The sequence below is a fragment of the Bacillus sp. JJ1532 genome (assembly GCF_036965085.1).
GTDB lineage: Bacteria > Bacillota > Bacilli > Bacillales > Cytobacillaceae > Cytobacillus.
On the sequence record NZ_JBALOW010000008.1, the window covers coordinates 59,401 to 85,025 of the forward strand.

At 36.8% G+C, this 25,625-nt stretch carries 29 protein-coding genes; 13 read left to right on the forward strand and 16 right to left on the reverse strand.

Annotated elements, in window-relative coordinates; all coding sequences use genetic code 11:
• Positions 1 to 52 precede the first annotated feature (52 nt).
• Positions 53 to 1,189 (reverse strand): DUF445 domain-containing protein, encoded by a 1,137-nt coding sequence (locus V7122_RS03970; protein WP_335525861.1) that lies wholly within the window; start codon positions 1,187 to 1,189, stop codon positions 53 to 55.
• Between the two features lie 346 nt (positions 1,190 to 1,535).
• Between V7122_RS03970 and V7122_RS03975 the strand changes: the two genes are divergently transcribed.
• From V7122_RS03975 to V7122_RS03990, 4 genes are read left to right on the forward strand one after another with little or no spacing between them, the layout of a single operon-like run.
• Positions 1,536 to 2,900, forward strand: a complete 1,365-nt coding sequence (locus tag V7122_RS03975) for a YheC/YheD family endospore coat-associated protein (RefSeq protein ID WP_335355114.1) — start codon at positions 1,536 to 1,538, stop codon at positions 2,898 to 2,900.
• A gap of 60 nt (positions 2,901 to 2,960) precedes the next feature.
• Complete coding sequence (locus V7122_RS03980; RefSeq protein ID WP_335355115.1) at positions 2,961 to 4,064, forward strand: YheC/YheD family endospore coat-associated protein; 1,104 nt, start codon at positions 2,961 to 2,963, stop codon at positions 4,062 to 4,064.
• Complete coding sequence (locus tag V7122_RS03985) at positions 4,030 to 5,397, forward strand: YheC/YheD family endospore coat-associated protein (RefSeq protein WP_335355116.1); 1,368 nt, start codon at positions 4,030 to 4,032, stop codon at positions 5,395 to 5,397. Before V7122_RS03980 ends, V7122_RS03985 begins: the two co-directional genes overlap by 35 nt.
• On the forward strand, positions 5,394 to 6,563 hold the full coding sequence (locus V7122_RS03990; RefSeq protein WP_335525862.1) for a YheC/YheD family endospore coat-associated protein: 1,170 nt from the start codon (positions 5,394 to 5,396) through the stop codon (positions 6,561 to 6,563). The genes V7122_RS03985 and V7122_RS03990 overlap by 4 nt, the downstream gene beginning before the upstream one ends.
• Positions 6,564 to 6,608: 45 nt before the next feature.
• Here V7122_RS03990 and V7122_RS03995 read toward each other — a convergent pair whose 3' ends face one another.
• A complete protein-coding gene (locus tag V7122_RS03995; protein ID WP_335345325.1) occupies positions 6,609 to 6,737 on the reverse strand; it encodes a hypothetical protein in 129 nt (42 codons plus the stop codon).
• A 147-nt stretch (positions 6,738 to 6,884) separates the two neighbouring features.
• Here V7122_RS03995 and V7122_RS04000 point away from each other — a divergent pair, with 147 nt between their 5' ends.
• Both V7122_RS04000 and V7122_RS04005 read left to right on the forward strand, forming a co-directional pair.
• A complete protein-coding gene (locus V7122_RS04000) occupies positions 6,885 to 7,097 on the forward strand; it encodes a YheE family protein (RefSeq protein ID WP_335345326.1) in 213 nt (70 codons plus the stop codon).
• A gap of 65 nt (positions 7,098 to 7,162) precedes the next feature.
• Positions 7,163 to 7,348 carry a hypothetical protein gene (locus V7122_RS04005; RefSeq protein WP_335345327.1) on the forward strand — a complete coding sequence of 62 codons (186 nt, stop codon included), beginning with the start codon at positions 7,163 to 7,165 and terminating at the stop codon, positions 7,346 to 7,348.
• Positions 7,349 to 7,406: 58 nt separating this feature from the next.
• Here V7122_RS04005 and V7122_RS04010 read toward each other — a convergent pair whose 3' ends face one another.
• The gene (locus tag V7122_RS04010; RefSeq protein ID WP_335345328.1) at positions 7,407 to 7,649 is read right to left on the reverse strand and encodes a hypothetical protein; all 243 of its coding nucleotides are present in this window, start codon (positions 7,647 to 7,649) and stop codon (positions 7,407 to 7,409) included.
• A gap of 285 nt (positions 7,650 to 7,934) precedes the next feature.
• On the opposite strand from V7122_RS04010, the gene V7122_RS04015 reads away from it, so the two are divergent.
• Positions 7,935 to 8,147 (forward strand): alpha/beta-type small acid-soluble spore protein, encoded by a 213-nt coding sequence (locus tag V7122_RS04015; protein ID WP_335345329.1) that lies wholly within the window; start codon positions 7,935 to 7,937, stop codon positions 8,145 to 8,147.
• Positions 8,148 to 8,220: 73 nt separating this feature from the next.
• On the opposite strand, the gene fumC is transcribed toward V7122_RS04015, so the two are convergent.
• From fumC to V7122_RS04055, 8 genes are all read right to left on the reverse strand, one after another.
• Positions 8,221 to 9,603, reverse strand: a complete 1,383-nt coding sequence (gene fumC / locus V7122_RS04020; protein ID WP_335525863.1) for a class II fumarate hydratase — start codon at positions 9,601 to 9,603, stop codon at positions 8,221 to 8,223.
• A gap of 370 nt (positions 9,604 to 9,973) precedes the next feature.
• Complete coding sequence (locus tag V7122_RS04025) at positions 9,974 to 10,288, reverse strand: YbjQ family protein (protein ID WP_335345331.1); 315 nt, start codon at positions 10,286 to 10,288, stop codon at positions 9,974 to 9,976.
• Complete coding sequence (locus tag V7122_RS04030) at positions 10,269 to 10,472, reverse strand: hypothetical protein (RefSeq protein ID WP_335345332.1); 204 nt, start codon at positions 10,470 to 10,472, stop codon at positions 10,269 to 10,271. The genes V7122_RS04025 and V7122_RS04030 overlap by 20 nt, the downstream gene beginning before the upstream one ends.
• A 6-nt stretch (positions 10,473 to 10,478) precedes the next feature.
• Positions 10,479 to 10,694: a sigma-Y antisigma factor component gene (locus V7122_RS04035; protein WP_335355119.1), complete on the reverse strand. Its 216-nt coding sequence runs from the start codon at positions 10,692 to 10,694 to the stop codon at positions 10,479 to 10,481.
• Positions 10,691 to 11,020 (reverse strand): YxlC family protein, encoded by a 330-nt coding sequence (locus tag V7122_RS04040; protein ID WP_335490097.1) that lies wholly within the window; start codon positions 11,018 to 11,020, stop codon positions 10,691 to 10,693. The genes V7122_RS04035 and V7122_RS04040 overlap by 4 nt, the downstream gene beginning before the upstream one ends.
• On the reverse strand, positions 10,995 to 11,555 hold the full coding sequence (sigY, locus tag V7122_RS04045) for an RNA polymerase sigma factor SigY (protein ID WP_335525864.1): 561 nt from the start codon (positions 11,553 to 11,555) through the stop codon (positions 10,995 to 10,997). Before sigY ends, V7122_RS04040 begins: the two co-directional genes overlap by 26 nt.
• 173 nt (positions 11,556 to 11,728) lie before the next feature.
• Positions 11,729 to 13,774 carry a transglycosylase domain-containing protein gene (locus V7122_RS04050; RefSeq protein WP_335525865.1) on the reverse strand — a complete coding sequence of 682 codons (2,046 nt, stop codon included), beginning with the start codon at positions 13,772 to 13,774 and terminating at the stop codon, positions 11,729 to 11,731.
• A 275-nt stretch (positions 13,775 to 14,049) separates the two neighbouring features.
• Entirely contained in the window at positions 14,050 to 14,532 is a 483-nt protein-coding gene (locus V7122_RS04055; RefSeq protein WP_335485530.1) for a helix-turn-helix transcriptional regulator, read from the reverse strand.
• Between the two features lie 265 nt (positions 14,533 to 14,797).
• Between V7122_RS04055 and V7122_RS04060 the strand changes: the two genes are divergently transcribed.
• Together V7122_RS04060 and V7122_RS04065 are read left to right on the forward strand one after the other, a co-directional pair.
• Positions 14,798 to 15,931, forward strand: a complete 1,134-nt coding sequence (locus V7122_RS04060) for a histidine kinase N-terminal domain-containing protein (protein WP_335485520.1) — start codon at positions 14,798 to 14,800, stop codon at positions 15,929 to 15,931.
• 138 nt (positions 15,932 to 16,069) lie between these two features.
• Positions 16,070 to 16,609, forward strand: coding sequence for a GNAT family N-acetyltransferase (locus V7122_RS04065; RefSeq protein ID WP_335345844.1), 540 nt, complete (start codon positions 16,070 to 16,072; stop codon positions 16,607 to 16,609).
• A 322-nt stretch (positions 16,610 to 16,931) separates the two neighbouring features.
• On the opposite strand, the gene V7122_RS04070 is transcribed toward V7122_RS04065, so the two are convergent.
• Positions 16,932 to 17,309: a heavy-metal-associated domain-containing protein gene (locus V7122_RS04070; protein ID WP_335525866.1), complete on the reverse strand. Its 378-nt coding sequence runs from the start codon at positions 17,307 to 17,309 to the stop codon at positions 16,932 to 16,934.
• A gap of 256 nt (positions 17,310 to 17,565) precedes the next feature.
• Here V7122_RS04070 and V7122_RS04075 point away from each other — a divergent pair, with 256 nt between their 5' ends.
• From V7122_RS04075 to V7122_RS04085, 3 genes are all read left to right on the forward strand, one after another.
• The gene (locus tag V7122_RS04075; RefSeq protein WP_335345843.1) at positions 17,566 to 18,867 is read left to right on the forward strand and encodes a hemolysin family protein; all 1,302 of its coding nucleotides are present in this window, start codon (positions 17,566 to 17,568) and stop codon (positions 18,865 to 18,867) included.
• A gap of 261 nt (positions 18,868 to 19,128) precedes the next feature.
• Positions 19,129 to 19,530, forward strand: coding sequence for a MerR family transcriptional regulator (locus V7122_RS04080; protein WP_335345847.1), 402 nt, complete (start codon positions 19,129 to 19,131; stop codon positions 19,528 to 19,530).
• Positions 19,531 to 19,593: 63 nt separating this feature from the next.
• Complete coding sequence (locus V7122_RS04085; protein ID WP_335345842.1) at positions 19,594 to 20,937, forward strand: hemolysin family protein; 1,344 nt, start codon at positions 19,594 to 19,596, stop codon at positions 20,935 to 20,937.
• 115 nt (positions 20,938 to 21,052) lie between these two features.
• On the opposite strand, the gene V7122_RS04090 is transcribed toward V7122_RS04085, so the two are convergent.
• Positions 21,053 to 22,459: a HAMP domain-containing sensor histidine kinase gene (locus V7122_RS04090; protein WP_335355126.1), complete on the reverse strand. Its 1,407-nt coding sequence runs from the start codon at positions 22,457 to 22,459 to the stop codon at positions 21,053 to 21,055.
• Positions 22,449 to 23,150, reverse strand: a complete 702-nt coding sequence (locus V7122_RS04095; RefSeq protein WP_335355127.1) for a response regulator transcription factor — start codon at positions 23,148 to 23,150, stop codon at positions 22,449 to 22,451. Before V7122_RS04095 ends, V7122_RS04090 begins: the two co-directional genes overlap by 11 nt.
• 180 nt (positions 23,151 to 23,330) lie before the next feature.
• On the opposite strand from V7122_RS04095, the gene V7122_RS04100 reads away from it, so the two are divergent.
• Entirely contained in the window at positions 23,331 to 23,969 is a 639-nt protein-coding gene (locus V7122_RS04100) for a hypothetical protein (RefSeq protein ID WP_335345839.1), read from the forward strand.
• A 128-nt stretch (positions 23,970 to 24,097) separates the two neighbouring features.
• Here the strand turns inward: V7122_RS04100 and V7122_RS04105 are convergent, their stop codons facing one another.
• Both V7122_RS04105 and V7122_RS04110 read right to left on the reverse strand, forming a co-directional pair.
• Positions 24,098 to 25,030, reverse strand: coding sequence for a hypothetical protein (locus V7122_RS04105; RefSeq protein WP_335525867.1), 933 nt, complete (start codon positions 25,028 to 25,030; stop codon positions 24,098 to 24,100).
• A complete protein-coding gene (locus V7122_RS04110) occupies positions 25,023 to 25,418 on the reverse strand; it encodes a response regulator transcription factor (protein ID WP_335345837.1) in 396 nt (131 codons plus the stop codon). The genes V7122_RS04105 and V7122_RS04110 overlap by 8 nt, the downstream gene beginning before the upstream one ends.
• Positions 25,419 to 25,625: the final 207 nt, after the last annotated feature.

Here is a 25,625-nt window from a genome sequence, read left to right on the forward strand (position 1 = left end):
CCAAACTATGCCATTCATTGCGAGGTGTGTATCTGATAATTGGTAAACTGCTCTAAAGCAGAATGGCCAAAATCCCTTGAAATAGACCAATAATTCCACCAAGCAATGCCCCTAGAAGTGTAATCATTTTTAATTCGCTATTAATAATGGTTAGTACCATTTCTTCCAGTCTCTCGACAGAGAATGCTTCTACTTGCTCCCGAATAATTTCTTGTAATCGAAGCCTCTCCATTAACACATCTACCCGGATAGTTAGCCATTCTCCAAAAAACTCAACACCCTTGGGCACCATTGAATCAATGATTTCTGACCGGTAAGCTTCACTCAATTTAGAAATCGGTGCATGAAATAATTGTTCTAATTTTATGACATTATTAACACTTTTCTTCACAAAAGAAAGGATTTCTTCTTTATTAAATTGCTCTTCAATCTTAGCAGCTTCCCATTCAAGGATTTTATCCCATTCTTTTTTTATTAGTGAAGTGATTATATCAGCTGTACCCTCATTCTTTAAAAACTTGATAATTTCCGGCTGTATCTTATCAGCTATATTGATGTTTCCCATAAACATTTGCATCATACTTCCAAGAACACCGCTTCGTTCCTTTAAAAAATCATCGGCCATTTTCTGAATTCGCAAATTACCTTCAAAGCTTGAAAAATAATCAACCCCTTTTTGAAGAATAAACTTGCTGATTTCAGGGATTTTTCCATTTACTTTTTCGATTATTTTTTCTGGGATTATTACTTTTAATGGCTGATCTCGATATTTCTCCAGTATACTTTCAAATTTTTGCTCAACAACCTCATTCAAACGCTTTTCTGTTTTCTCGTGGACATTTTTTATCCCTAAGTTATCCAATAATTGTGCAGGGCTTTTCTCACTAATTAAGAAATTATCCAGTTCCCTTTGAACAACTGCTGTCATTTCCTTTTGAAAATTGTCATTTAAAAATTTCCTTTTAATACTTTCAGGTGTTAAAAGATGGTTAACGACCATCTTCCCCATTTGTACTGCAAGCTCGTCTCGGCGCCTTGGGATTAAACCGGGTGTAAATGGAACTCTCCACTTTCCAATATATAAAGCTTTATAAGGCCTAAATAGCATTTTTATGGCAAGGTAATTGGTGAACCCATTAATAACTGCCCCAATAGTTACCATTAATAAAATTGTCAATAAAATTTTCATGTGATTGAACATCTACCTTCCATCTGGACTTGCGCACAATTTTAACCTTTTTTACATACGATACTTTATCAGCTTTTGCCTATTTTTTCATTATTAATGCGTTAGTGAAACTTCATTCTGTGGGGGAGTTCCTTCATCCCCCGCAGAATGTTAGTTGCGGCCCACAGGATGTGGGTCACACAGACGTTGCCACAGGACGTGGCGTTCTTAGTCAGTGTTCCTATTATCGGGCCTTTACGGGCTGTTTGATCTCCCATTATAGAATAATATGTTTCGGCAACTCCTTCAAATGGGAGTCTTACAGCCCGTTAATCTGCGGCAAAAAATTCAAAAATGAGGAATGATCATGAATTTATCATTATTACCTATTACGATTGTTCCAGCCAAATCGTTTCAATATATGGACCACTCAATAAAAATTAGCCATTCCCTCATTCATTATTGGAGAATAGATGAAGCTAAAACATTTGATGTTGCTGTGGGAAACAATCGCATTTCTGTCATGATCGAGAGTGCTCCTATTACAAAGGATGAAATCATCATGAGTGAAGATTTGTTCCGAGAGTTGATGCTGCCTATACAGGTAACACAATTTATTGCACATTATTCCAAAAAGGAAAATACCCTTACTATTGGTCCGGTAATTGGCTTATTGACTGAAATAAGCTTCTCGGAAGAGTTGGAACCTCATTTTCGCTCCATCCATAGTTTTTGCAAGGAAATGCACGATGTAGTATCGGAAATAGGCGGCTTTTTCTATGTTTTTTCATTAACCGATTACTCGGATGGGATCATGAACGGCTATTATCTACTAGATGAAAGCTGGCATAATTCTCCTGTCCCTCTCCCTAATGTCATCTATAATCGTATACATTCACGTAGGCTTGAAGCAAGCTTATTTTTCCAAAAATTTAAGAAGGCTGTTTTCTTACACAATATTCCTATATTTAATGATCATTTTCTCACTAAAAACACGGTCAATGATTTATTAATCTCCGAAGAGTATTTGCATCCTTTTCTTCCGGAAACATTACTAGCAACAGAGCAATCCTTGGAAGAATTAAAGATGAAATACGATTCGATTTTTATAAAGCCTATCCATGGAAGCCAAGGCAGAAATATAATAAAGCTTTCAAAAATTAATAATTCGCTCCAAGCAGAATTATCTACTGCCAAGGGGCGGGACCACACGTATTTGTTTAATACGTACAGCGAGTTTTTCAAATGGATTCAGCCATTTCTTGAGAAGAGAACCTATATTGTGCAACAAGGAATCCCTTTAATAAAATACAAAAATAACCAGTTGGATTTTCGAATCCTTTGTCATCGAAATTTACAAAATTCCTGGAAGGCTACCTCCGCAGTAGCAAGAATATCAGCTGAGGAGCAGTTTGTTTCAAATATTGCAAGAGGCGGAGAAATCATGAAACCTGTTCACGTTTTAACAAAATTATCGGATCGGAAGACAGCCATCCAGCAGCTTGCACTAATGAAGGAGCTTGCAGTAGAAGCCTCGTCTATTATAAGCCATCATTCCGATGGCTTGATGGGAGAGCTTGGGATAGATATCGGGGTGGATGAAAGCGGAAAGCTTTGGATCATTGAGGTAAATGCCAAGCCTTCCAAGAACCTCGGAGAAAATGAAAATAAAATACGTCCCTCTACAAAGGCTTTACTAGAATACTGCACCTTATTAACATTTTCCATGTAACAATGAGTCCCAAGATTATTAAACTCAACATCTATGTCTTACTTCAAGGAGGTATTACTAATGCTGTCAATTGGGTTAATGACGTTGCAAACGTTTAATGAAAAACATTATTTCAATGAAATCGCAAAAAGAGCACACCAGCTAGAAATGATCTGTTATCGATTTGTACCCTCTAATATTAATCCCATTTCAGAAAATGTGAACGGGGACTATTTTAATCCCAACACTAATGAATGGGAGGCTTGTGAATTTCCTCTTCCTAAAATACTTTATGACCGTTGTTTCTACAAAGAGGATCCTCATTCCAAACAATGCAAAGCAATTGTAAAATGGCTAAAAACGAAAAAGGAAGTATTATTTTTAGGATACGGTCTGCCAAATAAATTGGAATTGTATCATGCGCTTGAAAATTCAATACTATCACCTTACTTGTTGAAATCGAGTCAAGTAACTTCAGGTCAACATGTCATTCAGCGCCTTATTCCGAATAAGCCTGTCATGATGAAACCAGTAAATGGCTCTCAAGGTAGAGGAATTTACTATTTAGAAAAGAAAAATAATGAAATCATTGTTCAAACAGACAAACAAGATAAAACGATTACACGCCAATTCCCTTATGAAGAGAAGGCCATTTCATGGATCGATTACCTCATTAAAGAAAGAGAATATCTGATCCAGGAATACAAGGAGCTTGCAAACAATAGAAATCAGCCCTTTGATATTAGAGTACTGCTCCAAAAAAATGAATATGGAGAATGGAAGGAAATTGCCAAAGGGATAAGAACAGGTAAAGAAAAGGGGATCGTTTCGAATATTAGTGCGGGAGGAACGGTTTCTGCTTATGAGGATTGGCTGGCAGCATATCCTCCTTCAGAAAGAGATTACCTAAATAATGAAATAAATGAAGTTTTGAGATCCCTGCCACAAATGTTAGAACAGCATTTTCCTCCGCTTTTTGAATTAGGCGTGGATATTGGGATAAGTAAAGATCATGCCATCTGGATACTGGATATCAACTCCAAGCCAGGACGCAAGGTTGCTATAACGATTAATCCATCTTTGGAAGATCCATTATATACTTCCCCCCTTCTTTACGGCAAAAGATTAGATTTTGAAAGGAGACAAATTAATGAGAAAACAATATCAGGTAGAAATTCTTCATGACATCTCCCATCAAGTCTATATCCCAAATGAAGCCGTTCCGAAAACAAACCTATCAAAAATTGCTTTTGGGTCAAAGTCCATTGAAACGAGAATAGACATTCAGCCAAATAGCAAGGAAATGATAAGCCTTAGCAAGGATATCGCCGAGCAACTAAAGCTTCCGGATTTAAAGGTTCCTCTTCATATTTTCAATGATGATGAAACTCTTTTTATTGGACCACTCGTTGGCATTTTCACATCAGGCTTTACCCCTTTTCCGATGCGGCCAATCGGCGAACGGAGCCTATTCTTTGCCAAGCTGCTTTCGGTAAAAAAGGCTGTTGGTGCAATGCCCTTTGTGTTCGGGGAGCAGCATATTAATTGGGAGCAAGGATTAATAAACGGATTATTTTACCACCATAATGGATGGAAGACATTTGAGGTTCCCTTTCCTAACGTTATTTATGATCGGCTGCCTAACCGAAAAAGCGAAAGAAAAGCGGAGCAGAAAAATATAAAGGAAAGGCTGCAATCTGAATATTTAATCCCATGGTATAATCCCGGTTTTTTTAATAAATTAGATATTTTTGACCGGCTAATTCAAGATGACACAATTGCAAAATTCTTACCGGAAACTCATCCCTTTGTTTCATTTTCTGAAATTGAAAGAATGCTGAGCGAATACGGGCATGTGTATGTGAAGCCGATAAACGGAAGTCTCGGCTTAGGAATCCATCAAATCTTATATGATAAAGCAAAAGGTTATTATTTTTGCAGATTCCGAAGCCATGAGGGAGAAAATAAGCTGCTGAAATATAACAGCTTAGAAGGATTAATGAATCATGTTTTTGCAGATAAAAAATTAAATCGAATGCTCGTTCAGCAAGGAATTCATTTATTGCGAAAAGATCAACGGCCAATTGACTTTAGGATACACACAAATAAAAATAATTTTGGAGATTGGGTTGTGACGGCCATTGCAGCTAAAGTAGCAGGGGCTGGAAGTGTGACAACGCATGTTAAGAGCGGTGGGGTCATCCAAACGATGGCCGAGGTTTTTCCATCTTTAGAAGAACAAAGGCTTGCAGAAACAAAACTTTCAAATGCTGCCCTGTTATTAAGCAAAGCATTGGAAGAAAATATGGAAGGTATAATTGGTGAAATTGGATTTGACCTCGGGCTCGATCGACAAGGAAATGTATGGCTATTCGAAGCTAACTCTAAACCGGGCAGATCCATTTTCAAACATCCAGAGTTGAAGGAATTTGATTTTCTAACGAGAAAGCTTTCCTTATCCTTTGCTGTATTTTTGGCTGAAAGGGCGATTTTGAGTCCTGAGGAAGTTTTTAGATGAGCATTTTTTATGACCTTGAACTTAAAAATTGGTTTACTCTTAATAAACAATCGAAAACATTAGGCTTCAATAAGCACCCAGTTCAAATGGTTAGCTCCGCACCCGCATGGAGCCTCTCCTTTCATATTTCACCTCAGAAGGAAGTTCCCTTAATTGGAATTTTAACAGGTAGAAAAAAGGATAATAAAGTAACTGGGAATGGCAGATTATTTAAAGAGCTTCAGAAAGAAATCATAAAAAACGGCGGAATATCCATCGTTTTTACTCCCCAAAATATTAACGACCATTCAATAAAAGGATATATGTATCATCCAACTAAAGATAAATGGTACGCTGTTCAATGCCCTATCCCACATGTTATCTATAATCGGGTACCTTTTCGCAGAATTGAAAAATCAGATTCATTTTATGAAGCTTATCAATTTTTCAAAAGCAAGAACATTCCCTTTTTTAATACGTGTTTCCTTGATAAACATGAATTATATCAAGTATTATCCAAGGATTCTTATTTCCAAAAGCTGATGCCAGAAACTATAAAAATCTGTGAAAAACCTTCGCTAATGAATTTTTTTGAAATGCATCGTCAATTATATTTAAAGCCATCATTAGGTTCAAAAGGAAAGGGCATTTACCTTGCTTCTTTAAATAAGGATTCCACAATTAAATTGCAGGGGCATGAGGAATTACATCTGTATGAAGATTTTCATACCTTTTGGATGAAGTGGAACTCGGTTTTTTTAAAAAAATCGTATATCGCCCAAAATGCGATCGACCCATTGTTATATAATGGAAAGCGGTTTGACTTTCGAATTCTTGTCCATTATGTAAATAATCAATTTAACGTAACGGGCATAGGCATCCGGCAATCCAAGGAACAAAATATAACAACTCATGTTCCTAATGGCGGAATTATTCTGCCCTATAAACAATTACAATCGAAGGAGCATGATCAGTTTATAGTAGAAGTAGCCAATCGTGCAGGAAAGCTATTATCAAAGGAAATCGGTTTTTTTGGCGAATTTTCAATAGATGCAGGAATCTCTGCAGACGGCCAGTATGTGATATACGAAATCAATTCCAAGCCAATGCGCTTTGATGAACAGGAAATAGAAAGGAAAAGATTTCAAACTTTGGCCTGTCTTTTTCTTGAGTTAGCAGGATTTTAATTCAGCAGTCCACAAAAGGTATCAGCCTATGTGGACTGCTTTTATTTATGCTCTCTTAGTTGGTCCGGCAAAAGAGCGGAACTGTTTCTTTAATTTTTGGCGGGATTTATCATTCCTTAATAAGTACGCTGCTCCTAATGCTAAAGTGGTTAAAGCCCATTTATTTCTATTCATTTAAGCAACTCCTTTTTCGTTTAATAAGTGTACATACTTCTTCTTCCCTTCAACTAAATGAATTACACTGGTTTTTCATGTCATGTGATTTATATTATTGGGTTGTTTGACAAAAAGGTGTAAGATAAAAGCAAAGGAGGCCGTGATATGTTAACGCATTTTCAATACAAGCCTTTATACGAAAATAAACAATTGCCAGGATGGAAATTTTCCTTTTACTTTAACAAACAGAAATTTAATGGGATTTATCATCAAAATGGTAAAATCGAATGGACCTCAAACACGCCAAATGGAGAAGATGAGATTATATTAATGGAACAAATTCATGAATTAATGCTTTTTCATGTTTATGATCAGTGATTAGTATGTTTTCATAACTTCTTTGGAATGATAAGCCATATCAAATCCAAAGGAGGCATACAGCGATGCCTGATAAAAAAAGTGTAAAAGATGATTCTCATTATGAAGGACGAGACAAGGCATATTTAGACATTGATCGAATGATCAATGAAGGAATGTCGGGCGGTTCCGTACATATGAGGGAAGAAACAACTAATATTGAGGAAGCTAGAGATCTTTTCGAAGAAGATCCCCCATATACAGCTGAATAACTAAGCATGACAAAAAATAGCACTTTCTCAAAATGAGGGTGCTATTTTTTAGTAAAAATTATTCCTTGATCAAGGAGATCTCCTGATTTCCGCATGATAAACATTTCAATAAATGTGGGCATTCTTTGTTTAAGTAATCAGTTGGATAGCCATTTTCCAATTTCATAAGATCAATAGGCATGTATGCACTATAATCATCGTAATAATCCATAACCCTTCCTTGATCGTAAACTCGATTACCGCAAGATGAGCATTTTGTCTTTATTTCCTCAAATCCATTACAGATTGGACAAATAGCCATTTCTATGCCCCCACTCCATACTTAATTATGTCATTCATTTTCCATAACCTTATCGTTCGTAAATACTTTAATAGTTATGACAAAACCATTAGGAAACAATTCCCACTACAAAAAAAGAATAAGCGATCAGAAAAACACCATAATATAGAGTAAACACAGACACACAAACAACTTTCCACTAACCGATGGGTTAAACCAGTTAGAGGTAACAAGTTTATCTTGTGTCGGTGCAACTCCGGCTAACCCAACCATACTAATAAAATTTAATGAGGAGATGAACCAATTATGAACAACAACACAAGAAGCAATTCCTCAAACCAATTACTAGTACCAGGAGTAGCACAAGCACTTGACCAAATGAAGTATGAGATTGCTAACGAATTTGGTGTAAACTTAGGTGCTGACACTACATCTCGTGCCAACGGATCTGTTGGAGGAGAAATTACAAAACGCCTAGTTCAAATGGCTGAGCAACAACTTGGCGGTTACCAACAATAATAATTTGTTAAACACAATTTAATAAGATATGGCTTTAGCCCCCTTCTAAAAGGGGGCTTTTCCATAGGTTTAGCTATACCATCTTTGAAGGATCTACCCACAAATCGAATTGTTCACTTGTAACATGCCCAGTCTTCAGGGCCGCTTCTTTTAAAGTATTATTTTCTTTAAATGCCAGCTTTGCAATCTCAGCTGCCTTTTCATAGCCAATATGAGGGTTAAGAGCGGTGACAAGCATTAGTGATCTATTTACATGATCCGCAATAATCTCTTTATTAGCTTCTAGGCCTAGCAAGCATTTTTCATTAAACGAATCCATTCCATCTGATAAAAGGCGAAAACTTTGGATAAGGTTGAAAATAATGACTGGCTTAAAGACATTTAATTCGAAATTCCCTTGGCTTGCGGCAAAACCGATTGTTGCATCATTGCCGAAAACCTGACATGCGATCATTGTAAGTGCTTCACTTTGTGTCGGGTTTACCTTTCCTGGCATAATGGAGCTTCCCGGTTCATTAGCGGGGATAGAAAGCTCCCCAATACCGCTCCTAGGTCCACTGGCGAGCCATCTGACATCATTGGCTATTTTCATGAGATCTGCAGCCAAAGCCTTTAAAGCCCCATGAACATAAACAATTTCATCATGGCTTGTTAAGGCATGAAACTTATTGTCTGATGATCGGAAAGCATGCCCCGTTCGCTTCGAAATTTCTTTTGCAACCTCTTCCCCAAAAGATTTATCTGCATTTATGCCTGTACCTACTGCTGTTCCCCCAATGGCAAGATCTAGTAAATGATCCATTGCTTCCGAAATCATCCGCTCGCTTTTATCAAGCATAGCGCGCCAGCCGCTTATTTCCTGACCTAATGTCAATGGGGTAGCATCCTGTAAATGAGTCCTACCAATTTTCACAATCGCTTGAAAAGCCTCTTCCTTTTGATGGACGGTTTTCTTCAATGCTTGAAGTGAAGGAATCAGCTTTTCGGCTATTTCGATATATGCTGCTACATGCATCGCTGTTGGGAACGTATCGTTCGAACTCTGGGACATATTCACATCGTCATTAGGATGCACCTTCGTATTTGAAGCTCCTTTTGCCTGCAGGAACTCATTTGCTCTTCTTGCCACGACTTCGTTTACGTTCATATTGGATTGGGTACCGCTTCCTGTCTGCCAGACTACTAGTGGAAAATGATCATCAAATTTCCCTTCAAGAATTTCCACGGTTGCCTGAACAATGGCCTCCTTTTTTACTTCCGATAATTTTCCTAGCCTATTGTTTACAATAGCAGATGCATTTTTAATTTGGGCAAAGGCATAAATAACCTCCATCGGCATTTTTTCAATGCCAATACGAAAGTTTTCCCGGCTTCTTTGGGTTTGTGCACCCCAATATTTATCCGCTTGAACCTTTATTTCCCCAAGCGTATCTCTTTCAATCCGAAAGTTTTCCATGAAACCACTCCTTGGTAATGTTTAAATAATTCCCTTCCCTTATATTCTATTCCCTATTTTTAGACTTTTATCGGTAACTTAGAAAAGGGTAGGCGTCAGGGCTAGACATAAAAAAAAACTGCTTTGCATGAGCAAGCAGTTTTTAGTGTTTCACAACTGTATATCCGATAAAATAACCAAGGACCATAATACTGGCAATAACTAATGTAATCGAAAGCTGTTCCATTTTATATTCCCCCTGATTCTATTTATACGTTAAAAATAGCATAGAAAGAGGGTTAATTTTATGTATAGATAGGAACATTTCGTGACAAGAAGGTGACATATTTATGAACTCTTTGCTCACCTGTGTACAATCTCTTTGCATAACTTATTCAACATAAACAGCCGTTCCATATGCAATAATTTCTGATGCATTCTGCATAACTGCTGAAGATTGCAGACGCATGCCTATAATCGCATTCGCTCCCTTTGACCTAGCATCTTCTACCATTCTGCCAATGGCCTTCTGTCTTGCTTCTTCCATCATCTCCGTGTATTCACTTATTTCTCCACCTACAATAGTCCGTAAGCCAGCCATAATATCCTTGCCGATATGCTTAGATTGAATGCAGCCTCCTCTGACAAACCCTTTTAAATCTTTAATTTCCTTCCCCGGAACAGAATCAATAGTTACGATAATCATTACGTTTTTCCTCCTCTTTTTCTTTCTGTCTTTCCATGATTAATATGATAAAAATAAGTAAAAACAGAACAGCGTATATGACATAAATCAAAATGGCTATTTTAATATTGATAAACAGCATAACCAATCCAATTATTTGGCTTACGACTGTTAACAGCAGAAACAGCTGCTTTAGTTTCCCCATAAATCTTCATTCCCTTAAATGAGACTTTTTCTTCTTTTTCCACAGCTTCCTTACAAACAGTAAATAAACTAATGTGGGAAGCGGCGCCTGGATTAAGCCGATAATTCCCCAAAGCCAATAGTTATGTCCATGTTTCCTTGCATTTATGAATAGAAAAGTACTTTGACTGATCAAAATGACGGCAACAACCATAAGTAACGGAAAAGAAACTTCCTCATTCATGTTTCCTTCACCTGTTTAACGTACTGAAATGACACGAATCCAATAATAAACATTATAGTAAGACCTTGTATCGTGAAAAAGACAATTGGAACACGGTACAGGGCAAATAAAATGCCGCTTAATATAATTAGTGCAATGATTGCGAAAAGTGAAGCATCGAAAATAAGCTTCTTTTTTAAATTTTTCTTCTCTTCGACAATCAAATTCTCAAACCACTCTAAACTTGGCGTATGAATAGGTGTACCTTGATCAATTTTTTCTAGGCCGTGCTCAATTTCTTTCATGACGAATAATAAATCTTCATCTTGATGTAGATTTTCTCTCATGTCTCTCTCTCTCGTCATTTATTCTCAGCTCCTTCCTGACAGCCATAATTCCGTTATGAACTCTCGACTTTATCGTACCAGGGGATAGCTTCATCCACTCCCCTATCTCATCATAGGAATAGCCATAATAATGTCTTAATATGATCGGAATCCTAACATCATCCGCCAATTTTCCTAAGGCGGACATGGCATCATTCCATTCTTCATTCCTCGTTTCCAAATGCCATTTTAGCTTTCTGTATTGTTCTTCATCCATCTGGTATGCTTTTTCTCTTTTCTTTCTCCGCTGCTGATCAATATATAAATTCGTAGCAATTGAAATAAGCCAGGAAGAAAACTTTGATTTAAATTGATATAAATGAATTTTTTCAATACATTTAGCCATTGTCTCCTGTGCAAGCTCTTCTGCTGTATCTGGATTCATTGTAACTTTAATTAAATACTTAACTAAGAAGGGGTAATTATTTTGAAAAAGCATGGCTAGAGCGCGTTTTTTGCCTGATTTCGCGCTATGTATGAGCTCTTTCTCCTCCATCTGGCTATGTTCCTCTCCTTCGTATCGTCCCGCCTTCTTAACAAATGATTTTTCTAAGAAGCATTATAAATTAGACGCTTGATAATAAATAATCGTTCACATCTATTATAAATTTTTTTCATAAAAAAACATGGAAAATTTAAAAAAACTTGGCGAAAAATGCCAAGTTTCTTCTAATCATGTTTTTTCCCTTTATTTTTCTTCCGTTTCTTCTCCCACTTTTTCTTTTCTTTTTCTATTTTCTTTTCCCACTTTTCTTTATTTTTCATGAAACCTTTATCAAATGAATTAAACTTCTCTTCTTGCTTTTTCTTTTCGATTAAAGAGGAAATATGCGGGACGCCGAAAGAAATTGCTTCTTGATTTTGCAAGGCTTTAGACATGATGGCCTTGAAAATTGGTGCAGTTCCCTCTCCGCTCGTAGTTGTTAAATAGTGATCCTTGTCTGTCCGATCATATCCTACCCATACAGCGCCAACAAGCTGAGGAGTATAACCTACGAACCATTGATCCTTTATCCCATTTACCCCTTCAATGGGAACCTGTGTTGAACCCGTTTTACCGGCTACCTCTCTCCCGGGAATCTGAGCTGCTCTTCCAGAACCTTGCTCTACAACACCAAGCAGCATCGTTGTGATCTTATCGGTAACCTCTTTCGTTGTTACCCTAGTTTTCTTATCATCCCAATTAGCAATGGTGTCACCATTGGAGTCAACAATTTTTACGATCGAATGCGCGTCAGCCTTTTCCCCGCTGTTAGCAAAAACAGTGTAAGCTTCAGCCATATTTAATGGGGATACCCCCTTATTTGTTCCGCCAAGTGCCAGGGCAAGGTTATTGTTGATCGCGTCTTCCGGAATTCCAAACCTTTTTGCCGCGTCAATTCCTTTATCAACACCGATTTCGTTGAGGAGCCATACTGCAGGAATATTTAAGGAATCTTTAACTGCTTCATACATCGGAACCTGACCGCGGAATTTGAAATTATAATTATTTGGCTCATAATCTCCAAACTTTATTTTTTCATCCTTTAATACATCTGAAATATCCCAGCCATTTTCAAGTGCTGGCGTATAAGGGACAAGTGGCTTCATTGTTGAGCCTGGCTGACCTACCGGATGAATCGCCCGGTTGTGACCAAGGAGTGTATGCTCCCCCCTGCCTCCAACCAATGCACGAACACCCCCGCTTTTCGGATCAATAAGAATAGCCCCGCTTTGAACCAATCGATCCCCTTTCCCTGCTGGAAACATGGAATCGTCACGATACGTTTCTTCCGCTGCCGACTGCATGAATGGATCAAGCTCCGTATAGATCTGATAACCGCCGGTTAGTAATTCATCAAGAGTTAGACCGTATTTCTTCATCCCTTCCTCTAGAACAAAGTCAACATAATACGGATATTTCCCCTTGAATGGATCTCCCCCTTTATCGTCAAAAACTAATTGTTCATTTTTCGCTTCTTTCCATTGGTTTTCTGAAATAAAACCATTGGTTTTCATTTGTGCCAGTACAATGTTTCTGCGATCTAGTGCTGCCTTTTCATTTTTGTAAGGGTTAATCACAGAAGGAGCTTTGATTAAGCCGGCTAATAAAGCTGCCTCACTAATCGTCAAGTCCTTGACATCCTTACCGAAATACTTCATTGCTGCTCGCTTAAGCCCCCAAGCACCTTCACCAAAATAAATCTCATTCAAATACATCTGCAGAATCTCGTCTTTTGTAAACTGTTTCTCAATTTCCCTTGCAAGAAAAAATTCTTCTATTTTTCGCTTATATGTCTTTTCTGCTGATAGCAATGCATTTTTTGTCAGTTGCTGTGTAATTGTGCTGCCGCCTTCGACAATTTCTCCAGCCTTCATGTTTCGGAAGAATGCTCTGCCAATACTCGTAAAATCAACACCATTATGCTCATAGAAACGGTGATCCTCAATGGCGATTACCGCATTTTTCATATGCTCTGGAATTTCCTTAATCGATATTCCTTCGACTTTATTAGCAGATATTTTGCTTGCAACTTCTCCGTTCAAATCATATATAACAGTGGACTGTGCAAGACCGCGTTCTAGCGAACTAATATTTGCCCCGTTTGCGAAATAATAAAAAAAGCCCAAAAATGCTAATACTGCGGTTGATGCAGACAGGATAGCAATTTGAGTCATATGTTTCTGCTTCCAAAATTTCTGGAACTTACTATAAATAGATTGTTTTTTCCTCATATTTCCTCCATAGTTGGTCAAAGATGTCTAAAACTATGATGATACTATAAAGGAATTCGGCAGATTATTTCTTTTTATGGGGGTTATAAAGTGAAACTTCAATCAGTGGGGTGCCTTTTCCCCACTTGTTAGTTGCGGCCCACAGGATGTGGGTCACACAGACGTTGCCACAGGAAGTGGCGTTCTTAGTCTGTGTTCCTATAATCGGGCCTTTACGGGCTGTTGATCCCCCACTTAGAAAATTTTGTTTAAGTCAACTTCTTGAAGTGGGGGGCTTACAGCCCGTTAATCTGCGATAAACTGTTTTTTTCATGTACCAGCTCTGCAAATCGTTCTTTGGAGGAGGGTTCATCAAAGCTGCTATAAATACGAAAATGGTCTTCATCAATAATGCGAAAATGCTGACTAATAATATTTTGCTGAAGCAAAATGCCATTTTCGTTCTCTATTTCTCTCCACCAAATCTTTCCGCCCATCGTTTTTTCTTTTCGATAGTCAATCCCTTCTCTTGCAATCGTTTCAAGAACCTCTAGCGGCTCGTTTCCAAATAAAAAGCGGACTGTTTCCGTTTCCCTAAATAGGGCACAAACAGCAACAACTGTTGACCAGCCTGCTTCTACACGCCCTTTTTCTATTTGAACAAGGGTTTTTTTGGAAACACCAATAATCTCTGCCATTTTATCTTGTGTATATCCTGCTTCTGTTCGGATGAGACGCAACTTTTCAGACACTTTAAAAATAACTTCTTCGCGATTCAATGTATGCTTCATTCCTTTAAATTTAGTGTATTATTACACTGCTTCTTCAATTATAAAAGATAGAATTATAAAATGACAATAATTAATAAATCCTACTTTATTTATCTCTTTTTTTGACCAATCTCCCCCTATTTTGACACAGAAAGACTAGTCTTGAAGAACTGTTTTTTTATTCGCTTAAATTCGACAAAGGATATTCTCAAAAAAAGTAGAACTTTATATAACTATGAAAAAAGATTTTTATTCATGAAGAATGGAGAGACAAATGTTAACAAGATCGAGTAAGAAGGTTGTTGAGCAATTGCACATGGAAAAGAATAATATGTTATATGAGTGGGGAAAGAAGATAGTTGTTTCTTCTGATGATCCTTTTAAAGATCGAATGAAGGAAAATGGCGAGGTTATGTTTTATCTTCTTATCCAATGCTTTTCATACCCAGAGGAGGAATTAGTAAAAACGATTCGCAAATTTTCAATTTCTATTGCAGATCAACGGTTAAAAGCCGGTATAAATATAGGCCAATTTGTCTATAACGTAAATCTTGGGCGTTCCATTTTCCAAGAGAATCTCAAGAATATGAACCTAGATTTAGACGAACTGAACGAATACAATCAGAAGGTTCAATTTTGTTTTGATCAATTCTTATATTTTTCTGTTACTTATTATAGTGATGCAAAAAATCAGATTATCGAAGAAAAAACTCAATTTATTGATACGAGTCATAAAGATCGACTTACACTGCTAGGACAAATGACTTCTAGCTTCATCCACGAGTTTCGAAATCCACTTACCTCTGTTCAAGGCTTCATTCAATTATTAAAAGCTGAAAATCCAAATTTGAAATATTTAGATATTATTTCGATTGAATTAGAACAGTTGAATTTTCGTATTTCTCAGTTTCTCTTACTATCAAAAAAGGAATTGATTGGAAAAGAGAAAGTAAATTTTTCACTTAATGAAATAATTGACGAAGTATTAGTTTTCTTGTATCCCAGCATTTTGGACGGAAAAGTGAAAATTGATAAATGCATGCCAGACTCCATTTCCCTTTTAGGTTATGCGGATGAGATCCGTCAAGTATTGATCAATATTATTTTTAATGCCATTGATGTTTTACATACATCTACTTCAGAACCATTAATTAAAATAACCAGCCATATTCAAGATGATTCCTTTATAAGGCTAGAAATTGCCAATAATGGGCCAAAGATCCCGTCGCATCTTGTAAAGTCCATCTTTGAACCATTCGTAACAACTAAATCTCTTGGCACAGGGCTAGGATTATTTGTCTGCAAAGAAATTATTGAAAAGCATAAAGGGAAATTAGAATTTGAAACAAAAGGAGACTTAACGGTTTTTAGCATAATCCTTCCAGTTTCCGATATAAACCTGGGCTGACTCCTATTGAAGTCAGCCCTTTTTTCTATAATCAAATACGTGATATCAATCCTATAGAAAAATTCTTATGTACTTCATTCATTTTTAAGATTAAAATTGGTAATTATCTCTAATTTTTTTATTTAAGGAGAGTGTACGATGTTTGTGTTAAAGGTTGATCAGGATATCGAACTGCAGCTTTTTCAATTACACCATTCAGAAGAACTGTATCATTTAGTCGATACGAATAGACAGCATTTAAGAGAGTGGCTTCCTTGGGTTGATAATATGACTTCACCAATCCAATATCATGAGATTATTCCAATGTGGCTAAAAGCCTTTGCTGATAATAATGGATTTAATGCTGGCATTCGTTATAAAGGCCAGCTTGCCGGTTCAGTCGGTTTCCATCAAATTGATTGGAATAATAAACAAACGAGTATGGGCTATTACCTTGCAAAAGGGTTTGAAGGGAAAGGGATTATGACTAGATCGGTTCAGGCTCTAGTCAATTACGCGTTTCTAGATTTAAGTTTAAATCGGCTGGAAATCCGCTGCGGGGTAGGAAATAAGAAGAGCCGTGCGATCCCTGAAAGATTAGGATTTATACAAGAAGGAATTATTCGTGACGCAGAATTTTTATACAATCATTATCATGATCTAGTCATCTATGGAATGCTATCACGTGATTGGAAATAAAAGAAGTAGATTAGTTTTTGTGGAGAAAAATTGTAATAGCATACTGGCTATAATAATTTGAGCTTTGCGGACATCAGTTCCGTTATTCGTGACAAAATGGGAGAATTCCTTATGTTTGCGGACACTGGTTCCGGTATTTTGTAAAAAGCAGTACTTTCTACGTGTTTTTACGTAAATAACGTACCCTGAGTCCGCTTAGCCATTAATTAAGGCTATTTTAATGAAAATATCGGATTCAATGTCCGCATTTAATTGAAAAAGTGCAAAAAAGTAACGCTCAAGCGATTTTTGTATCTAAGCGTTACTTTTTTTGGGTTTTTCTCTACAATAATAATTTTTGACTTTCCTTCACTCTCAAGAATCTTAAACCATTTAAAGTTACAATTAAAGTCGCACCCATATCAGCAGTTTCAAGTGCTGTATCCGTACCCGCTCCCCACATTACAATGCCAACATTTGCAGCTACAAGAGCGGGGGCATCGTTTACTCCATCCCCCACCATTGCCACTTTTTCATATATGGCTCGAAGCTCATTTTCTAGTTCTTGTAATGTGGCTTCACCGTAGACCGTAAGCTTAGAAGCTCCAAAATTAACATTCGCATCCATCACACCATCCAGGTGCTTTACGTTCTTTTCGAACTTTTGGGTGCAGCTAATTCAAGAAAAGCCTTGAACACGATAAACAGTTTTATTCTGCACTTTCTACATTGCCTGTACCACGTAAAGCCACCTTCTTTTGATTGTTCCCTACTAGTTAATTCAATCATTTCATTTTTTGTCAAAGAAATTCAAGCCATGTTTATTTTGATCTATTATAAGGTATTCATTCAATAGAAAGACCCAATCAAAATCATTAACAGATGGCAGTATAGTTTTTCAAATAAAAAAAGATCATTTCGGGAAAAGTAAATTTCAGAGGAGGTGAACGGTCCTTACATATTTTGTGAGGATATGAATGATGGTACTAAATATTTTCCTTCTATTTTTATTAATTGCCTTAACTGCTTTTTTTGTTGCTTCTGAATTTGCCATGGTTAAAGTGCGATCATCCCGAATTGACCAATTAATTGCAGAGGGAAATCCGAAAGCTCACACGGCAAAAAAAGTAACCTCCAATTTAGATGAATATTTATCAGCCTGCCAGCTAGGCATAACTATAACTGCTTTAGGACTCGGGTGGCTCGGTGAACCGACTATTGAAAAAATTTTGGAACCAATTTTTGAACATTTAAATTTGCAGCCTTCTATCACAAAGGTTCTTTCGTTTATTATCGCTTTTTCGTTAGTCACCTTCTTGCATGTAGTAATAGGTGAACTGGCTCCTAAAACATTTGCCATTCAAAAAGCTGAAGCCATTACATTAGCATTTGCACAGCCTTTAATCTGGTTTTACAAAATTTTATTCCCATTTATTTGGACTCTAAATCACTCGGCAAGATTTGTAACTAGCCTGTTTGGTTTAAAGCCTGTTTCTGAGCATGATATTGCCCACTCTGAAGAAGAACTGCGGATCATTCTTTCTGAAAGCCTGAAGAGCGGGGAAATAAACCAGTCAGAATATAAATACGTAAATAATATTTTTGAATTTGACAATCGCATCGCAAAGGAAATTATGGTTCCACGAACAGAGATTGTCAGCTTAGATGAAAATGCTACTCTATCTGAAGTACTTGATGTCATCATGAATGAAAGATATACAAGATATCCGATTACAGGCGGAGACAAAGACACCATTCGCGGACTTATTAACGTGAAAGAAATATTAACCGATTGCATTCGAAAAAAATGCCAAGAAGAAAAAACAGTTGTGCAATATATAAAGCCTGTTATTAGAGTCATTGAAACGATCCCCATTCATGACCTCTTGTTGAAAATGCAAAAGGAACGAACCCATATGGCCATTTTATTCGATGAATATGGAGGAACAGCCGGCTTAGTAACGGCAGAGGATATTTTAGAAGAAATCGTTGGTGAAATTCGTGATGAGTTTGATGCAGACGAGCTTCCTTTCGTGCAAAAGCTGGACAAGGATCATTATATATTAGATGCAAAGCTGCTCATTTCAGAAACGAATGACTTATTAGGAACGGATCTTGATGAAGACGAAGTAGATACTCTTGGCGGCTGGATACTCACACAAAAATTCGATCTCGAACAGGGTGAAGCCATTGAACATGATGGATACCTATTTATCATTAAAGAAATAGAAGGCCATCATATTCTGTACATTGAAGTTAAAAAGACTGACGCTGACTGATGAATAGACCTTTAGGAATACAACAATTTTCATTCCTAATTCCGGTCTGTTCCTTTCGGTTCGTTTTTTTATTCTCTGAAAATTCAAATACATATTTCTTTAGAATGCCCAATAAATTAATGTAACAAATGATTATTAAACTGTTACGTTTGACTGTATGGTTTTATCTAGCATATAATAAATTTAGGGAGTTACACTTTTTTTTCGAAACTCTAGTTTAATTAAATGGCAATGGGGTGATACGATGGGGCAGTTTATCGTATTGGTGAATTAGCAAAAATTGCAAATATTTCTAAACGAACTATAGATTATTATACAAACATCGGGCTTATTCAAGCTCAGCGTACTAAGTCTAATTATCGTATGTATTCAGAAGAAGTTCTGTCCGACCTTCATTTTATTGAAGATTGTAAATCTATGCATTTTCCGCTAGATGAGATTAAGAGAAAACTAGAATTAAAATCAAAAACGGTCATGCATACAAGAGATGTTGAGAGGCAAATTGATGCGATTACACAGCAAATTAAACAGCTTCATAATGAAATTGCTGTCCTGCTGCCATTAATCAATTGCCTGGACGAAGATCAAAAGGGTGACCTTTCAAAAAAGCTTAATACAGAAGGCACAACATTAATTAAGACTCTTGTAAGCTTGACAAGTTAACCCTATTTTCTAATATTTCAGGAGGTGACTCCTTACCCGAAAGATCGGGCTAAGGGAATTTATTTGGACATATTAAACTTGGTTATTATAGCCATTTTAATTGCTTTGACGGCATTTTTTGTGACATCGGAATTTGCCATCGTTAAGATAAGAAGTTCAAGAATCGATCAGTTAATTGAAGAAGGAAATAAAAGTGCTATACATGCAAAGAAAGTGATTAGTAATTTGGATGAGTATTTGTCAGCATGCCAATTGGGAATAACGATTACTGCCCTTGGTATTGGGTGGCTTGGTGAACCAACCATTGCACATATGCTTCACCCTATTTTTGATAAACTAAGCATTCCAAGTTCTGCATCACAAATTCTTTCGGTAGGAATTGCCTTCGGGATTATTACCTTCTTACATGTTGTTGTTGGAGAATTGGCGCCAAAAACCCTTGCGATTCAAAAAGCTGAAAAGGTTTCATTGTTAACCGCACGTCCATTAATTTTATTCTACAAATTAATGTATCCGGTAATCTGGGCTTTAAATGGATCTGCTCAATTATTAACACGATTATTTGGATTAAAGCCAGTTTCCGAACACGAATTAGCCCATTCAGAAGAAGAACTTCGCATTATTTTATCTGAAAGCTATGAAAGTGGAGAAATCAACCAATCTGAGTTTAAGTATGTAAATAAAATCTTTGATTTTGACGACCGTATTGCGAAAGAAATCATGGTTCCACGAACAGAAATCGTATCATTCTCGAAGGATGACACGCTTGAAAACTTTTTAGAAACGGTTTATGAAGAGAAATTTACACGTTATCCGATTATCGATGGGGATAAAGATCATATTATCGGATTAGTTAATATTAAAGAAGTAATGACGGATCTCATTAAGAACAGACAGGTCACTTCCAATAAGCTTGAATCTTACACACGTCCCATTATTCGCGTGATTGATACGATTCCGATCCATGATCTTCTCCTTAAAATGCAGAAGGAAAGAATTCATATGGCTATCCTGATGGATGAGTATGGCGGAACTTCTGGACTTGTGACAGTAGAAGATATTATCGAGGAAATTGTCGGTGATATCCGCGATGAATTTGATATGGATGAAGTGCCAGAGGTTCGGAAAATCAATGATGAACACTATATTATTGATTCCAAAATGCTTGTAAGCGAAGTAAGCGATTTGCTTAATGTTGATATAAATGATGAAGATGTAGATACAATCGGCGGGTGGATTCTTACAGAGAATTACGAAGCTAAGCAAGGCGATGTGATTGAATTAGATTCCTATGCCTTTAAGATTATCGACATGGAAGATCATCATATTAAGTATATTGAAGTCCAGAAGCTAAATGAAAATGAAAAGCCTCAACCCCTTCCATTGACGGAAACGCAAGTAGTCTAGAAGTAAGAGGTTAGATGTGAAAGGAGAAATCGGTGAAAGATCCGATTTCTTTTTTTATATTAAAAAACCCTTAGCTAAACAAACTATGGCGCTAAGGGTTTACTGCTCTCACTATTTACCTTTTTGGCAGGTGGATTGTAAATTTAGTTCCTTTTCCCTTTTCACTGCTCACTTCTATATGACCATTATGAAGCTGTACGAGCTGTTTTACTATGGATAAACCTATGCCGAATTCGCCAAACGACTCTCCCGTTCTTGATACATCTGCTTTATAAAACCGATGCCAAATGGACTCGATTTCTTCGGGATCAATTCCAATGCCGGTATCCTCGATTTCAATTATCGTTTCCTTCTCTTCCGATATTCCTTTTAGGATAATCTGGCCCCTTTCTGTGAACTGATTACTATTTTTGACAATATTAATGAGAATTTGGATGAGCCTGTCATAATCGGCAATGACCTTAATATTCTCATCACATATGACCGATATATGATTATTTTTTTCAAGGGCCTGCATATGAAGCTGCTCTTTTACGACTTCGAGCACTTCAGATAAATTTATTTCCACCCTATCGAGCTTCAGTTGGTTAGAGCGGATTTTTTCATAGTCAAGATTTTCGTTCACAAGCCGTATCAGTCTTTTCGCCTCACGGTCAATTAATATCATGCCTCTTTCAATATCCTCTTCCGGAATTAACTGATTCTTTATTCCTTCAGCAAGTCCGCTAATCGTCGTTAAAGGGGTCCGCATCTCATGAGAAACATCTGCTATAAATTTCCTTCGCCTATTTTCCAGCCGGTCAATTTCTTCGTGAGATTTCTTTATCTTTCCAGCCATTTCATTAAAATCCCTTGCAAGCTGGCCAATCTCATCGATAGACGATTCTGGAACGTAAACATCATAATTTCCGGCCGATATCATGGAAGTCGCATTGCGGATTTCCTTAATCCGTTTTATCAAGCTTTTCGAAAAAATAAGGCTAACTAGAATGGAAGCTGATAAAGAGATGACGATCGTATATAATAAGAATTTATTTAATTGGGTAATCATATTCATCGTCCCTGTAATGGGCGATAGCAAAAGAATTCCCCCGCCTAACCGATCTCCTTGCATGAAGGGAACAGCTACAAGTGAAACCTCCTGACCAAATCGTTTAATATCATGCTTAACAGATACTTTATTTCCCTTTGATATTTCCGTCCACTCTTTTTCAGTCAACTGTATTAATGGGCTGCTTTGTAACTTCGGATAGATAACTTTTCCTTCATAATTAAACAGAATATATTTTATATGCCTGGTATTAAGAAGCTGGCTGTACTCGGCTAAAAATTGTTCATTCCCCTCAAGCCTTAACGTTAAATCTGTTAGGATTTGATCGCCATATGCCTCTAGCTCCTCCACTTTATTCTGGAAAATATACCTTTCAACAAACTGTGAAAATGATAAACTCAAAATGAGGAAAGCCAAAATGAGGATGCTAATATGACTAATTAAAAGCTGATAAAAAAATCTAATCCTCATTCGGGACCACCGTTTCATCAAATTTATAGCCAATTCCCCATACCGTTTGAATAAATGGCTGCTCAGGTGTACCGATTTTCTTCCTTAACCGTTTAATGTGAACGTCAACCGTCCGTTCATCCCCATAAAACTGATAGCCCCATACACGATCTAACAGCTGCTCACGTGAAAAAACCTGCTTTGGGTTTTTCACAAAATAATAAAGCAAATCAAATTCCTTTGGCGTTAGATTAAGGAGAGGCTGCCCATTAAAATATACTTCGCGTGAATCCTTACTAATTTTAAAATATTGGCTTGTAATGACATTGCTTTCCTCTTTCTCTATGACATCTGATTGATAGCGTCTTGTTACAGCCTTTATTCTTGCCATCAGTGCGAGTGGACTAAAAGGCTTCGTCACATAATCATCCGCTCCCATTTCAAGACCTAACACTTGATCAGAGTCGCTGTCCTTTGCCGTCAGCATGATAATTGGTACTTGACTCAGTTGGCGGATTTTGCGGCAAAGAGTAACTCCATCCATAATAGGAAGCATCCAATCGACAATAATTAAATCCCATTTCCCCTTATTAAATCGATCAAAGCCTTCTTGTCCATTATGAACAAAGACTCCTTCATACCCTTCCTTCATAAAAAACATCTCCAGCATGGAACAAACACTTTCATTATCTTCAACAACGAGAATTTTCATAAAAACATGCACCTTCCCATGTAAATACCTTTTCTTTAATGTAATCGAACCCTCCCCTATTTTACAATAAATATCACTTATACCTAAGTATTTAATGGGCGGGCCAATTTTTTCCACATTTGTTTAATAATTTTGGACATGCTATATACGGACCCAAAAAAAACAAAAAGGAGAATGCAAATGGTGACAAGAAATTTACTTAAAAAATGGGCGATCGGGATGCTTGTTTTTGGATTCATACTAGCCCAATCAACTGTAATTACATATGCTGAAAACGGTGGGCATCATGAGTTTAAGAGAGACCATCACCATCATTTTATAAATGAAGGGGATCTAAAACGCCTTTTGGATCAAGGTTATTCCAAAGAAGAAATTCTTAAAGCCGCTCATATCGCTAATTATTCGAATAAAAAAATTGATGATGTCCTAAATGTTTATAAGAAAAATGATTCGTCATGGGAGAAAACGGCAGAGCATTATGGGCTTGATTTGAAAAAGCTTAAGGAGCAATACCATGAGCATAAGGAAAAATACTTGCAGGATCATAAGGGCGAGGTCATAGAAAACGTAGCTGAATATACTGGAAAAACAGAAGATGAAATTAAAGCTTGGGTAGACGAAGGTATTTCATTACGGTTTATTGTAATAGGTGCGGCCATTGCAAAGGTAAGCAATAAGGATTTATCTGAAGTGATTAAGATGAAACAGGAAGGACTATCCTTTATGCATATAAAAGATAGCCTCAAAATCGACCAAAAAAAAGTCCGCGAAGAAAAGAAAGCATTGATGATGAAAATAAAAGAGGATATTAAGGATTAAACAAATTGCTTAGAAGGCTGCCTTATGAGATAAGCAGCCTTCTATAATTAATTAGACTAGCCCCCTTAAACGCGGATGGCTTCTCCTTCATTCTGATAGAATAAATCCTTATTCCAGCGCATATTTTCTTACATAATGGCAGGAGTTTCTTGAATCTTAGCAGAAACTTTAGAGGACTGAGGCTGCTTCGTAATGATTAATTTGAATTCACCTTTAGAAGTATGGACAGTTATATGTAAGCTTGTGTCTTCATCGAATAGGAAAACTGCTTCACTCTGAACAGATTGAGGGGCCATTCCTAATTCTATTCCTCTATTAGACATATTCACCAAGTAAATTCCGTTATGAAGATTCAGAAACTCACTGACAGATGCTTGAGCCAGTTCGCAAGCTTCTGTCAATTCTTCTTCGGCATAGATGGATGCGATTTGCAAAAACATTTCTTCACTAGCAGCAAGTGCGGTTAACAGTGGTGCCTCACCTTGGATTTCCTGCAAGACAAGCCAATCTGTTTCGACTTCTCCACTTACTGAACTTAACTCAATATAAACTTGATCATCAATAAACCGAATCATATTCTTTATAAATAATGAAAGATAGTCAATAAATTCTTTTATTTCGTTTGAAGATGAATGTAATAGGCTTTCGACCATTGCATCAATGTCACTTTTTTTAATCGCTTCAAAACGTTCATCTGATAGGCTATATAACTTTTTATATTCATTTAAAGAATTCGAGAACTCGTCAATCGTCATAAAGTTGTTGTCCACAATTGATTGTGCCAATAGTAAATGATTGCTTTTCTGTGCAGCTAGCATTTGCTCAACCTGATCATTGGATAAAAGCCCCAGATCAACTGCAATTTCACCAAATCTTTTATCCTGTTTTTTCTGTTTTTCATGAATTTCTTCCACTTGGGCTGAAGTTAGAAAGCCTTTATCAACTGCTATGACACCAAATTTTACATGGGTTGATTTTTGCTGATCAAGCGCCTGTTTGAGCTGTTCAGTTGTTAACAGTCCTTTATTTAATAAATAATGTCCAAAGTATTGACTAAACATGAGCACTGTCCTTCCTTTCTTCCTTTAACGCTTTTTCAATAATGGAAGTTACCGCTTCTAGCGTAATAGGCTTTTGAATAAAATCATCTGCGCCAAAGTCGAGTGCTTTTTTCAAATGAGATTGAGTCCCTGCAGAAGATGCCATAATCACTTTCATTGCAGGATGATCTCTTTTTATTTCTTCTAATGCTTCAATGCCGTCTTTACCAGGCATAACAATATCCATAAAAATGAGATCAGGCTTAAAGGTATTTGCCTTTGTTATAGCTTCTACCCCATTTTGAGCCTCCTCGATATTTTTGCATTGGCAAACTTCTAATATATTTCTAAGTTTCTTTCTAATTAATGCAGAATCATCGCAAATTAACACTTTTAAATGATTTTCCATTTTGAATTCACTCCTGATTTTAAAGATATAGGATAAAAGTTCTACAATATATGACAATATTCCTTCTTTATTTTCTAAATGCATTACTTAATTCCTGTAATTCGTGTAACATTTCCGACATTTTTCAATGCTCATGTACTTGAATAAAGTAAAAAAATGTTATAATTTTAAAAATGGATATTCATGATCCAACTGAAAAGGAATCAT

Excerpts from the sequence above, each read along its gene's own strand:
- V7122_RS04065 (WP_335345844.1), top strand. The coding sequence starts at position 16,070 with ATGTTTGTGTTAAAGGTTGATCAGGATATCGAACTGCAGCTTTTTCAA.
- V7122_RS04040 (WP_335490097.1), bottom strand. The coding sequence starts at position 11,020 with ATGAGAGAAAATCTACATCAAGATGAAGATTTATTATTCGTCATGAAA.
- V7122_RS03985 (WP_335355116.1), top strand. The coding sequence starts at position 4,030 with ATGAGAAAACAATATCAGGTAGAAATTCTTCATGACATCTCCCATCAA.
- V7122_RS04005 (WP_335345327.1), top strand. The coding sequence starts at position 7,163 with ATGCCTGATAAAAAAAGTGTAAAAGATGATTCTCATTATGAAGGACGA.
- V7122_RS04015 (WP_335345329.1), top strand. The coding sequence starts at position 7,935 with ATGAACAACAACACAAGAAGCAATTCCTCAAACCAATTACTAGTACCA.
- V7122_RS03990 (WP_335525862.1), top strand. The coding sequence starts at position 5,394 with ATGAGCATTTTTTATGACCTTGAACTTAAAAATTGGTTTACTCTTAAT.
- V7122_RS03975 (WP_335355114.1), top strand. The coding sequence starts at position 1,536 with ATGAATTTATCATTATTACCTATTACGATTGTTCCAGCCAAATCGTTT.
- V7122_RS04110 (WP_335345837.1), bottom strand. The coding sequence starts at position 25,418 with ATGGAAAATCATTTAAAAGTGTTAATTTGCGATGATTCTGCATTAATT.
- V7122_RS03970 (WP_335525861.1), bottom strand. The coding sequence starts at position 1,189 with ATGAAAATTTTATTGACAATTTTATTAATGGTAACTATTGGGGCAGTT.
- V7122_RS04035 (WP_335355119.1), bottom strand. The coding sequence starts at position 10,694 with ATGAATGAGGAAGTTTCTTTTCCGTTACTTATGGTTGTTGCCGTCATT.
- V7122_RS04000 (WP_335345326.1), top strand. The coding sequence starts at position 6,885 with ATGTTAACGCATTTTCAATACAAGCCTTTATACGAAAATAAACAATTG.
- fumC (WP_335525863.1), bottom strand. The coding sequence starts at position 9,603 with ATGGAAAACTTTCGGATTGAAAGAGATACGCTTGGGGAAATAAAGGTT.
- V7122_RS03995 (WP_335345325.1), bottom strand. The coding sequence starts at position 6,737 with ATGAATAGAAATAAATGGGCTTTAACCACTTTAGCATTAGGAGCAGCG.
- V7122_RS04105 (WP_335525867.1), bottom strand. The coding sequence starts at position 25,030 with ATGTTTAGTCAATACTTTGGACATTATTTATTAAATAAAGGACTGTTA.
- V7122_RS04030 (WP_335345332.1), bottom strand. The coding sequence starts at position 10,472 with ATGGGGAAACTAAAGCAGCTGTTTCTGCTGTTAACAGTCGTAAGCCAA.
- V7122_RS03980 (WP_335355115.1), top strand. The coding sequence starts at position 2,961 with ATGCTGTCAATTGGGTTAATGACGTTGCAAACGTTTAATGAAAAACAT.
- V7122_RS04060 (WP_335485520.1), top strand. The coding sequence starts at position 14,798 with ATGTTAACAAGATCGAGTAAGAAGGTTGTTGAGCAATTGCACATGGAA.
- V7122_RS04100 (WP_335345839.1), top strand. The coding sequence starts at position 23,331 with ATGGTGACAAGAAATTTACTTAAAAAATGGGCGATCGGGATGCTTGTT.
- V7122_RS04090 (WP_335355126.1), bottom strand. The coding sequence starts at position 22,459 with ATGAGGATTAGATTTTTTTATCAGCTTTTAATTAGTCATATTAGCATC.
- V7122_RS04075 (WP_335345843.1), top strand. The coding sequence starts at position 17,566 with ATGATGGTACTAAATATTTTCCTTCTATTTTTATTAATTGCCTTAACT.
- V7122_RS04050 (WP_335525865.1), bottom strand. The coding sequence starts at position 13,774 with ATGAGGAAAAAACAATCTATTTATAGTAAGTTCCAGAAATTTTGGAAG.
- V7122_RS04025 (WP_335345331.1), bottom strand. The coding sequence starts at position 10,288 with ATGATTATCGTAACTATTGATTCTGTTCCGGGGAAGGAAATTAAAGAT.
- sigY (WP_335525864.1), bottom strand. The coding sequence starts at position 11,555 with ATGGAGGAGAAAGAGCTCATACATAGCGCGAAATCAGGCAAAAAACGC.
- V7122_RS04095 (WP_335355127.1), bottom strand. The coding sequence starts at position 23,150 with ATGAAAATTCTCGTTGTTGAAGATAATGAAAGTGTTTGTTCCATGCTG.
- V7122_RS04010 (WP_335345328.1), bottom strand. The coding sequence starts at position 7,649 with ATGGCTATTTGTCCAATCTGTAATGGATTTGAGGAAATAAAGACAAAA.